At 71.7% G+C, this 11,275-nt stretch carries 8 protein-coding genes; 6 read left to right on the forward strand and 2 right to left on the reverse strand.

Annotated features, from left to right (window positions below):
• Positions 1-27 precede the first annotated feature (27 nt).
• From AC06FD_RS19325 to AC06FD_RS19350, 6 genes are all read left to right on the forward strand, one after another.
• Positions 28-1,149: an ATP-binding protein gene (locus AC06FD_RS19325; RefSeq protein ID WP_478078666.1), complete on the forward strand. Its 1,122-nt coding sequence runs from the start codon at positions 28-30 to the stop codon at positions 1,147-1,149.
• Positions 1,146-3,527 carry a DUF5682 family protein gene (locus AC06FD_RS19330; RefSeq protein ID WP_478078667.1) on the forward strand — a complete coding sequence of 794 codons (2,382 nt, stop codon included), beginning with the start codon at positions 1,146-1,148 and terminating at the stop codon, positions 3,525-3,527. The genes AC06FD_RS19325 and AC06FD_RS19330 overlap by 4 nt, the downstream gene beginning before the upstream one ends.
• Positions 3,524-4,648 carry a VWA domain-containing protein gene (locus AC06FD_RS19335; protein WP_478078668.1) on the forward strand — a complete coding sequence of 375 codons (1,125 nt, stop codon included), beginning with the start codon at positions 3,524-3,526 and terminating at the stop codon, positions 4,646-4,648. The genes AC06FD_RS19330 and AC06FD_RS19335 overlap by 4 nt, the downstream gene beginning before the upstream one ends.
• On the forward strand, positions 4,645-6,693 hold the full coding sequence (locus AC06FD_RS19340) for a hypothetical protein (protein ID WP_478078669.1): 2,049 nt from the start codon (positions 4,645-4,647) through the stop codon (positions 6,691-6,693). The genes AC06FD_RS19335 and AC06FD_RS19340 overlap by 4 nt, the downstream gene beginning before the upstream one ends.
• A gap of 65 nt (positions 6,694-6,758) precedes the next feature.
• Positions 6,759-8,975, forward strand: coding sequence for a lytic murein transglycosylase (locus tag AC06FD_RS19345; protein ID WP_478078670.1), 2,217 nt, complete (start codon positions 6,759-6,761; stop codon positions 8,973-8,975).
• A gap of 30 nt (positions 8,976-9,005) precedes the next feature.
• Positions 9,006-9,779 carry a GYF domain-containing protein gene (locus tag AC06FD_RS19350; RefSeq protein WP_478078671.1) on the forward strand — a complete coding sequence of 258 codons (774 nt, stop codon included), beginning with the start codon at positions 9,006-9,008 and terminating at the stop codon, positions 9,777-9,779.
• 7 nt (positions 9,780-9,786) lie between these two features.
• Here AC06FD_RS19350 and AC06FD_RS19355 read toward each other — a convergent pair whose 3' ends face one another.
• Both AC06FD_RS19355 and AC06FD_RS19360 read right to left on the reverse strand, forming a co-directional pair.
• Entirely contained in the window at positions 9,787-10,977 is a 1,191-nt protein-coding gene (locus AC06FD_RS19355) for a benzoate/H(+) symporter BenE family transporter (protein WP_478078672.1), read from the reverse strand.
• Between the two features lie 32 nt (positions 10,978-11,009).
• On the reverse strand, positions 11,010-11,275 hold a 266-nt coding region (locus tag AC06FD_RS19360; protein WP_478078673.1), incomplete at its 5' end, for a hypothetical protein.

Below are 11,275 nucleotides of genomic sequence, written 5' to 3' on the forward strand. Positions count from 1 at the left end.
GGCGCGTGCGTGCAACCGGATACCCCGATGGCCCCGTCCTCCGTTTCCCCCGCGCCCACCGCCGCGATGCAGCGCCCGCCCGCCGAGGTGCTGCATGCCGACGAACTGGCCCGCCTGCGCCAGCACGACCGCGATGCCCGTCCACCGGGCTGGGCGCTCAGCCTGCGGGCCGCGCGCGCCTTCATCCTGGGCGATCCCGCGCTGGGCATCCAGGCCAAGGTCGTGGCCCCGGTGGCCAGCATCGAACGCATGCTGGTCACCCTGGCCACCGGCCGCGGCCTGATGCTGGTCGGCGAGCCGGGCACCGCCAAGTCGCTGTTGTCCGAACTGCTGGCCAGCGCCATCTGCGGCGTGTCCACCCTCACCATCCAGGGCGGCGCATCCACCACCGAAGACCAGATCAAGTACGGCTGGAACTACGCGCTGTTGATCAACGAAGGCCCCAGCCCGCGCGCGATGGTGCCCGCGCCGCTGTACCAGGGCATGCGCGATGGCCGCATCGTGCGCTTCGAGGAAATCACCCGCGCACCGCAGGAAGTACAGGACTGCCTGCTGGGCATGCTGTCGGACCGGGTCATGGCCGTGCCCGAGCTCGAGGGCGAGCACGCCATGCTGTATGCCCGAGAGGGCTTCAACATCATCGCCACCGCCAACACGCGCGATCGCGGCGTCAATGAAATGAGCGCCGCGCTCAAGCGCCGCTTCGATTTCGAAACCGTCGCGGCGATCCTCGATTTCGACCTGGAACTGCAGCTGGTGCAGCAGGCGTCGGCGCGCCTGCTCGAGCGCAGCGGCATTCCGGCCACGCTGCCTGTACCGGTGCTGGAACTGCTGGTCACCACCTTCCGCGACCTGCGCAGCGGCCACGTGCCGGACGGGCAGGGTGGCGACACGCCGATGGATCGCCTGTCGGCCGTCATGTCCACCGCCGAGGCGGTCAACGTCGCCCATGCAGTGGGCGTGCGGGCCTGGTTCCTGGAGCAGCGCGAAGGTGCACCGGCCGACCTGGTCGACTGCATCGCCGGCACGGTGGTCAAGGACAGCGCCGAGGACCGCGCCAAGCTGCGCCGGTACTTCGAACACACCGTCGCGCGCCGCCAGGGCCCGTCCTGGCGTGCGTACTACGAGGCGCGCCACCGCCTGCCGTGATCGATCAGCCCGACATCATCGGCGTCCGCCACCACAGCCCGGCCTGCGCCCGGCTGGTGGCCGCGCGCATCCGCCGCCAGCGCCCGGCCTTCGTGCTGATCGAAGGCCCGGCCGATTTCAACCCGCGCCTGGAGGAGCTGTACCTGGACCATCGCCTGCCGCTGGCGATCTACAGCCATCGGTCCGACGACAGCACCCACCACGGCTCGTGGACCCCGTTCGCCGAGCACTCGCCCGAATGGCAGGCACTGGTGGTGGGGCGCGAAGTAGGCGCGCAGGTACGCTTCATCGACCTGCCCGCGTGGGACGACGCCTTCGCGGCGCTGGAAAACCGCTATGCCGACAGCGCCGACCATGCCCACGAAGCCCGCGCCGACGCCTACGAACGCGCGCTCGGCGAGCGCCTGGCCGTCCAGGGCCGCGATGCGCTGTGGGACCACCTGTTCGAGCAGGACGACGCCGGCGATGGCCTGCACGAACGCCTGCACACCTACTTCGTCCACCTGCGCGGTGATGACCGCGGGTCGCTGGGCAACCAGCGACGCGAACAGATGATGGCCGCCTGGATCGCCTGGGCAATGCGCCAGCCGGCGCACGACGGTCGCCACGGCGTGCTCGTTGTCTGTGGCGGCTACCACGCGCCCGCGCTGCAGCAGCTGTGGGCGCAGCAACCGGCGGCGAGCACGCCGCCGGCGGTGCCCACCCCGCAGGACGGCAGTGGCGGGGCGGTGCGGCATGGTTCGTTCCTCGTGCCGTATACGTTCAAGCGCCTGGACGCTTTCGCCGGGTACGCCTCCGGAATGCCCTCGCCGGGCTGGTACCAGTGGCAGTGGGAGCACGGCGTGGATGCCGACGCCCACATGCTCGGCCAGGTGATGGCGCGGCTGCGTGGGCGCGGGTTGCCGGCGTCCACCGCCGACCTGATCGCTGCACGCCTGCGGGCTGAAGGCCTGGCGCGGCTGCGCGGGCATGCCCGTCCGCAGCGCGTGGACTGGCTCGACGCGCTGGCCGGGGCGCTGGTCAAGGACGCACTGGACGCACCGCTGCCGTGGACCTACCGCGGCCGACTGCGTGCCGGCACCGATCCGGTCCTGGTCCAGATCATGGACGTGCTGACCGGCGACAGCACCGGGCTGCTGGACCCGCTGACCCCGCAACCGCCCTTGCTGGCCGACCTCGCCGCGCAACTGCAGGCGCACGGGCTGGCGCTGGGCCAACGCTGCCAGCTGGACCTGCTCGACCCGCACGACCGCCAGCGCAGCGTCCTGCTGCATCGGCTGCTGCTGCTGCAGGTGCCCGGCATCGTGCGTACCCACGGCCCGGCGCAGGCCATCAGCGACACGTTCGACGAGACCTGGTCGCTGACCCAGCCGGTGGAGCAGCACGCCGCGCTGATCGAAGCCGGCGCCTGGGGCGCCACTGTCGGCGATGCCGCCCGCGCCCGGCTGGAAGATGCACTGCGGCATGCCGATCGCGGCATCGCCGGACGGGTCCCGCTGCTCAACCGCGCCGCATGGGCGGCACTGCCGGCCGTCAGTGCCGCCGTGCTCGACGACCTGGCCACGGCGGTCGCCAGCGAAGCGCGTTTCGAGGTGCTGGCCCCGGCGCTGGGCGAGCTGGACCTGCTGCGCCGCCATGGGCACATGCTGGGCATGCAGGAGGCGCCGATGCTCAACGCCCTGCTTGGGCCCGGCTTGGACCGTGCCCTGTGGCTGCTCGAAGCGCCTGGCCAGGTCAGCAGCGCCGACACCGACGCCCACCTGCGCGGCCACCTGGCGCTGCGCCAGATCCTCATCGATCGCCTGGCCGATCACGAGCCCGGCGACGCCGCCACGTTCGCCACGGCCCCGGCCCGCGCGCTGGCGGTATGGCAGCGCAAGCTCGCCAATCCCCAGGCGGCGGCCGTCAGCCGCGGCGCCTCGCTCGGTGCGCTGGTGGGCCTGCGCGAGCGGGTGGGGGCGGCCACGCTCCCGTTTGCCGACGAGGCCATGGCCCTGCTGCAGGGCCTGGCGCCGGCGCAGATGGGCGATGCCCTGGCCGGCCTGTTGGCGCTGGCGCGCGACCGCCTGGCCAGCGAGCCCGGCTTCACCGCCGCGCTGGACGGCCTCATCCAGGCCCTGCAGGCAGACGACTTCATCCTCGCCTTGCCGGCGCTGCGCAGCGCGTTCGCCTGGCTGCCCGCACGCGAGCGCGGCGCGCTGGCCACCCGCATGCTGGCCCTGCATGGCGCCGACCACCTGTCCGGCCGCGTGCTGACCGCGGCGGTGCCGGGGCAGGCGCCTGCCGACGCCCTGGCCCGTGCCGCCCAGCGCGAAACCGCCGCGCTGGACGCGCTCGCGCGCTGGGGCATCACCCCCGTGCAGGACGCCGCGTCATGAGCCTGGACATCCCCGATCCGCTGCAGCGCTGGCGCCTGCTGTTGGGCGAACCGGCCGAGCCGGCCTGTGGTGCGCTCGGCGCGCAGGCCCAGGCCGCCGACGCCGCGCTGGAGTGGCTGTACGGCCGTGATAGCGACCGCGCGCTGCGTGGCGAACGCAGTGGCGGCGGCGGTGCATCGCAGCTGTCCACGCCGGACTGGATCAACGACATCCACCGGCTGTTCCCGCGCGAGGTGATCGAACGCCTCGAACGCGACGCCGTGGAGCGCTATGGCATCGACGAAGTGGTCACCAACCTGGAGGTACTCGAGCGCATCGCGCCCTCCGAGAGCCTGCTGCGCGCAGTACTGCATACCAAGCACCTGATGAACCCGCAGGTGCTCGCCGCCGCCCGCACGCTGGTGGCCGAGGTCGTGCGGCGCATCATGGAGCGGCTGGCCACGCAGGTGCACCAGGCCTTCAGCGGCACCCGCGACCGCCGCCGCCGCTCGCGCCGGCAGATCGCCAGCAACTTCGATTTCCGCCGCACGGTGGCGGCCAACCTGCATCGCCTCGACCCGGCCAGCGGCAAGCTCTACGTGCAGCAGCCGATGTTCTTCAGCCGCAGCCGTCGCCAGGCCGAGCCGTGGGACATCATCCTGCTGATCGACCAGAGCGGCTCCATGGTCGACTCGGTCATCCACAGCGCGGTCATGGCCGCCTGCCTGTGGCAGTTGCCGGGCATGCGCACCCACCTGATCGCTTTCGATACCCAGGTGGTCGACCTCACCGCCGATGTCGCCGACCCGGTCGAACTGCTGATGAAGGTGCAACTCGGCGGCGGCACCGACATCGCCCGCGCCGTGGCCTACGCGCAGGGCCGCGTGGTCAATCCCTCGCGCAGCGTGGTGGTGCTGGTCAGCGACTTCTACGAAGGCGGTGCCGATGGCGACCTGGTGCGGCGGGTCAAGGCGCTGGTCGAATCCGGGGTCAAGGTGCTGGGGCTGGCCGCGCTGGACACGCAGGCCGAGCCCAGTTACGACCGCGAAACCGCGGCACGCCTGGTCAAGGTCGGCGCGCACATCGCGGCGATGACGCCGGGCGAGCTGGCCGCATGGCTGGCCGAAAAGGTACTGGCATGAACCTGCGCCAGGACCTGCTGGAACTCACCCCGGCCGCGTTGATGGCGCTGGCCAACCCGGGCTTCGTCAAGCGCGCGCAGAAGGACCTTGCCGCCGGGATGGCACCGGCGCTCGACATCGACGCCAGCGGCACCCTCACCGCCACCTACGACGACGGCTGCGTAACGCGCCTGCCGGTGGGCTGCACCCTGCGTGATGCCCAGTGCAGCTGCACCGCCACGGCCATGTGCCGCCATCGGGTCACGCTGGTGCTGGCCTGGCAGGCGCAGGTGGCCGCCACCCTGCCGCCGCCTGCCACCGACCTCGCGCTCGACCACGGCCAGGCCGCATCCGACGCGGCCTGGAGCCCGGCCCAGTTCGACCTGCCGAGCCTGGCCGCCGTGCTGCCCCCCGGGGTGATGGACCAGGCCGAGCGACTACGCCAGGACGGTCCGGTGATCACCGTGTCCCCGTGGGCCGGCGCGGCCAGCCCGCCCGGCGCGCAGCTGCCGATGTGCAGCGTGCGCTTCTTTGCCCGCGGCTCCATCGCCCACGCGCGCTGCGATTGCCGCCAGGGCGGCAACTGCGCCCACGTCTTGCTCGCAGTGATGGCCTTCGCCCAGGCCGAGCGCCTCGGCCCGCTGCAGGCACCGCACACCCTGCAACTGCGCACGGCCGACGCCGCACCCGACGCCGCCAGTGGCTGGGACACCGCCGCGCAGGCGTTGCAGGCCGACATCGACGCGCTGCTGCTCTCGCTCTGGCTCGACGGTGGCGCACAACCGCTGATCGCCGTGGCCGCGCGCATCCAGGCGCTGCGCACCCGCGCCCAGGCGCAGGGCTGGTGCTGGATCGATGACGCGCTGGCCGAGCTGCGCCAGCTGCTGCAGGCACGGCAGGCGCGCAGCACCCGGTTCGCGCCGCTGGCCCTGCTCGACCTGGTGGTGGGGCTGTGGGCCCGTCTGCAAGCGGCCGCGCAGCTGGCCCGGCAGGTGGCGCCCGCGCTGCCCGCCGCGCAGGTGCTGGGGATCGGGGTCAAGGGCGAGGTCGCGCTGGACCGCGTGCGCCTGGTCTCGCTTGGTGCCGCGCTGTGGGGCGACGAACGCGAGCAGGGCGCCACCGTGCTCTGGGCCGACCCGGATACCCAGTCGGTCACGGTGATGGCACGGCAGTGGCCACGGGAGGCGCAGGCACCCATCCCGCTCGGCGAACGCCGCATCGCCGGGCATCCACTGCGCCAGCTGGCCGCCAGCCAGGTCGTCACCCAGCGCGCCACGCGCAGCGCCAACGGCACCGTCAGCGTCGCCGCCCAGCGCCAGCACACTGGCCTGCTGCCGCTGTCGCCCCGTGCCTGGGACGAACTGGGCGCACCGTTGCGCCAGCCCGATCCGGCGGCCCTGGCCGCGCACCTGGCCCGGCAGCCGCCGGCATTCACCCAGCCGCGGCTGGCGGCAGCGGGTGTCGCCGGCGGTGCGCCGGCGGCTTTCCATGTCGTCCAGGTCGACGCGCTGCAGCCGGCACGGGTCGACTGGGATCCGATCACCCAGACCCTGCATGCCGACCTGGTCGCACGCGACGGCCAGGGCATCGGCCTGCTCCTGTTGCATCCGCACCGCGCCGCCGCACCCGATGCGGTGGACGTGCTGGCCCGCGTGCTCGACGGCCACTACGGCGCGTTGCGAGCGGTGGCCGGCAACGTCTGCCTGCAGGGCGGGGCACTGGTCATGCAACCCACCGCGCTGCTCACCGACACCCAGGCGGTGGTCCCGCAGGTCCACCCGCCCGTTGCAGCGCTGCCCTTGCGCTCGGTGGCCGCCGCCGCATCGACGCCGCTGCTGGACACCCTCGAACACCTGTCGCTGCTGCTGCAGCAAGGCCTTCGCCACCAGCACGGCGGCGACTGGGAGCGCGTGCAGGACCAGGCCCACTGCCTGCGGCTGGCCGGTTACCGCCAGGCGGCTGCCCAGCTCGGCCAACTGCGCGCGGCGCTGGTACCCGCGCGGCGGCCGACGCTGCTGCAGCACGTGTCGGCGCTGGCCGTGCTGGTGCGGGACCTGTCTGCATGATCCCTGCCTGGCCACGCATTGACCTATGCTGCAGGCATGCCTTCTTCCGTTGCCCCCAGGTGATCATGCCCGCACGCCGTCCCCCGGCCCGACTGCCCGCCATCCACCGCCTTGGCCTGCGCCTGGCCGGCATCGCGCTGGCGCTGCTCGCAAGCACCACCAGCGCGGCCGCGCAGGACAGCTTCGATCGCTGCCTGGCCACCCTGCAACCGCAGGCGCTCAAGCAGGGCATCAGCGCGACCGGCTTCAGCCGCCTCACCGCCGGCCTCACCCCGGACCTGAGCGTGCTGCCGCTGCTCGATGCGCAGCCGGAATTCACTACGCCGCTGTGGGATTACCTGGCCGCGCTGGTGGACAGCCAGCGTGTCGACGATGGACGCGCCTTGCTGGTCCAGCACCGCGATCTGCTGGACCGCGTGTCCGCCCAGTACGGCGTCGACCCTGCCACCATCGTCGCGGTCTGGGGCGTGGAGAGTGACTACGGCCGCGTGTTCGGCAAGCGCCCGCTGCTGCAGTCGCTGGCCACGCTGTCGTGCAACGGCCGCCGGCAGCCCTTCTTCCGTGGCGAACTGCTGGCCCTGCTCAAGCTGCTCGACGCCGGCGACCTGCAGGCCGATGGCCTCACCGGTTCCTGGGCCGGGGCCTTCGGGCATACCCAGTTCATGCCCTCCACGTATGCGCGCATCGCGGTAGACGGCGATGGCGACGGTCGCCGCGACCTGGTCGCGAGCATCCCCGACGCGCTGGCCTCCACCGCCAACTACCTGGCCAAGGCCGGGTGGCGCACCGGCCAGCCGTGGGGCATCGAGGTCACGCTCCCGCCCGGTTTCAACGCGGCCGTGGCCGGCCGCACCCGGCGCCAGCCGCTGGCCAGTTGGCGCGCGCTCGGCATCGTCCCGGTCGGCGGCGGCGCCCTGGCGCCGGCGGGCCTGCCCGCCGACAGCAACGCCGCGCTGCTGCTGCCCACGGGCGCCAACGGCCCGGCCTGGCTGGTGTTCCGCAACTACGACGCGATCTACGCCTACAACGCCGCCGAAAGCTACGCCCTGGCCATTGCCACGCTGGCTGATCGCCTGCGTGGCGGCAGCGGCACCGTGGCGGCCTGGCCCACCGACGATCCCGGCATCGGCCGTCGCGAGCGCCGTGAACTGCAGACCCTGCTGCTCGCCCGCGGGCATGACATCGGTGCCGCCGACGGCATGGTCGGCACCGCCACCCGTCGCGCCATCCAGGTTGAGCAGCAGCGCCTGGGCTGGACCACCACCGACGGCCGCGCCGGCCAACGCATCCTCACCGCCCTGCGCAGCGCCCCTCCCATCAAGACCCCGTCGACCGCCATGCCCGCATCCACCGTGTTCACCCTGCCGCCCAACCACGCCCGCCTGATGCAGTCCCCGGCCGGTCCCAGCGCCGCGCTGCCCAAGGTCGATGGCCTGAGCCTGGGCACCATGCAGGGCTTCCCCGCGTGGAAGGTCGAGACCCCGTTCGCCACCGCCGCCATCGCAGTGTTCGGTGGGCAACTGCTGTCCTACGTCCCCAAGGGGGGCCAGGACGTGTTGTGGCTGTCGCCCACCGCGCAGGCACTGCCCACCCCGATCCGCGGGGGCAGCCCGGTCTGCTGGCCGTACTTCGGCCGCCAGGGGCAGGGCACCGACGTGCCCTCGCACGGCTTCGTGCGCACCCTGCCGTGGACCCTGAAGGACGCGCGCCGCGATGCCGATGGCACCGTCGTGCTCACCCTCGCCCCGCCCACGCTGGATTCTCTGGGCCTGCGCCTGCAGATGGAACTGCGCATCGGCCGCACCCTCGAGCAGCGCCTGGTCACCGAGAACACCGGCGGCCAGCCGGTCAGCTTCACCCAGGCCCTGCACAACTACGTCCGGGTCGGCGATGCCACCCGCGTCGACGTGCAGGGGCTTGATGGCCTGACCTACCTGGACAAGTTCGAGGACTACGCCACCCCGCGCGTCCAGCAGGGCGACTGGAACCTGCGCGACCCGCGCGACCCCGGTCGCAGCGATCGCATCTATACCCAGGCCGGTGGCCACTACATCCTCAAGGATCCCACCCTCAAGCGGCGCATCGAGATCAGCACCCAGGGCAGCCGCACGCTGGTCGCCTGGAACCCGGGCGAAGCGGGGGCGGCCAAGATGGCCGACGTCGGCAGCGGCTGGCGCAATTACGTCTGCCTGGAAGCGGCCAATGCCGGCCCGGACGTGGTCACCCTGGCCCCGGGCGCACGCCATGTACTGCAGCAGACCCTGCGCCTGCTGCCACTGTAATTCCATCAACGGCCTCTCAAGGAAAGAGTCATGACCGAGACCCAGTGGTACTACGCCGATATCGGCCAGCAGCGGCAGGGCCCGCTGCCCACAGGCGCATTGCGACGCCTGCACCAGGAGGGCACGGTCGATATCGATACCGTGGTCTGGTGCGAGGGCATGCCGCAGTGGAAGCCGCTGCACAGCGTGGCCGAGCTGTCCCGGGCAGAGCCGGAACCGCCACCGCCACAGGTGCTGGCACCGGCATGGGAACCAGCATCGGCATCGGCGCATGATCCCTACGCCGCCCCGGCCTCCAGCCTGGTGCCCGGCAACGGTGGCGGGTGGGCCGCGCCGGATGCCAGCCAGCAGGCCTACGCCGCGTTCGTGGGCAGCAATTTCCCGGTGTACCGGCGCAAGTGGCGGCTGGACCGGCCCGGCCACAACGCCAGCGGCTGGCACTGGCCCGCGTTCCTGTTCGGGGCCTTCTGGATGCTGTACCGGCGCATGTATGCCGTGGCGGCCGGCTGGATCGCAGCCCTGGTCGGCCTGTCCTTCCTGGAAGCCCTCGTGAATGCCAGCAGCGCGCTGTCCACTGCGATCACCTTCGGTGCCAGCGCCACCGCCGGCGCCCTGGGCAATCATCTCTACCTGCGCCACGCCGACCGCATCATCGCCCAGGCCCGCGCCACGCACCGCGACAACGCGCAGGCCCTGCACGCCGAGCTGGCCGCCCGCGGCGGCACCCGCTGGTCGGCGGTGGTGCTGGGGTTGCTTGCCTACGTCGCCGTGCTCGGTGGCCTGAGCTTCCTGTTCGACAGTTGATCCCGGCTCAGCCCTGGCGCGTGCGTGGGCGCAGCGCCAGCAGGCAGATCGCGCCGGCCACCAGGCCCCAGAATGCCGACCCGATCCCGGCCAGCGACACCCCCGAGGCGGTGACCAGGAACGTCACCAGCGCCGCCTCGCGGTCGGCGTCCTCCCGCAGTGCCATCGACAGGCTGTTGGCGATGGTCCCAAACAACGCGATGCCGGCCACGCAGGCCACCAGTTCCTTGGGGAAGGCGGCGAACACCGCCGCCACCGTCGCCCCGAACAGACCCACCACGATATAGAAGGCCCCGGCCGCCACCGCGGCCGTATACCGCCGGGCCGGGTCCTCGTGCGCCTCGCGGCCCATGCAGATCGCCGCCGTGATCGCCGCCAGGTTCAGCCCATAGGCGCCGAACGGTGCCAGCAACGTATTGGCCACCCCGATCCAGCCGATCACCGGCGAGATCGGCGTGTCGTAGCCCGACGCGCGGATCACCGCCACCCCGGGGATGTTCTGCGACGCCATGGTCACCACGAACAGGGGCAGCGCGATGCCGATCACCGCCGGCCACGACAGGGTCGGCCAGGTGAACGCCGGCGTGGCCAGTTCAAGACGCACCGCCTGCAGGTGCAGCAGCCCCTGCGCCGCCGCCACCAGGATGCCCACCAGCAGGGTGGCGATGACCGCATAGCGTGCGAACAGGCGCCGACCCACCAACCAGGTGACGAACATCGCCAATGCCATCCCCAGCTGCGTCTGCATGGACACGAAGACATCCAGGCCGAACCGAAGCAGTACGCCGGCAAGCATGCCCGCGGCCAGCGCCATCGGCACCCGGCGCATGACGCGCGCGAACAGGCCGGAGAAGCCGGCGATCATCCCCAGCACCGCAGCAAGCACGAACGCACCGATCGCATCGCTGTAGCCCACTGCACCGGCGCCCACCACCAGCATTGCCGCCCCCGGGGTGGACCATGCCGTCACCACCGGCACGCGGTAGCGCAGCGACAGTCCGATACAGGTGATGCCCATGCCCAGTCCCAAGGCCCACATCCACGACGCGATCTGTGCCTGTGTCGCGCCCACCGCGCGTGCGGCCTGGAACACGATCACTGCCGAACTGGCGAAGCCCACCAACACCGTGATGAAGCCGGCCATCAGCGCGGGCAGCGACGCATCGCGCAACAACGAACGCTTGGGGAGGGCAGACATCGCATGCATTCCTGACGACAAGGGATGCATTGTTAGCAAGCCTTCGGCAGCACGCGCAACGCGCGTGCTGCCGCGCTTGTCGATGAGCAGCACGCACGGATGACGCGTTGATGAAAAAGATCGACGAAAACGCTTGACGAATTTTCAGAAGTCTTTAGTATTCGCTCCCTCGCTGTGACGCGGTCTTCACCCCGGTGAACACCCACCCGCAGCGACGGCAACACGCTTCGAAAGAAGGTGTTGACGGAAACGAAAAGCCTGACATAATAGGCGGCTCGCAACGACGAAAGCCTCTCGA

It is taken from the genome of Stenotrophomonas sp. Steno-Z1, assembly GCF_056393175.1.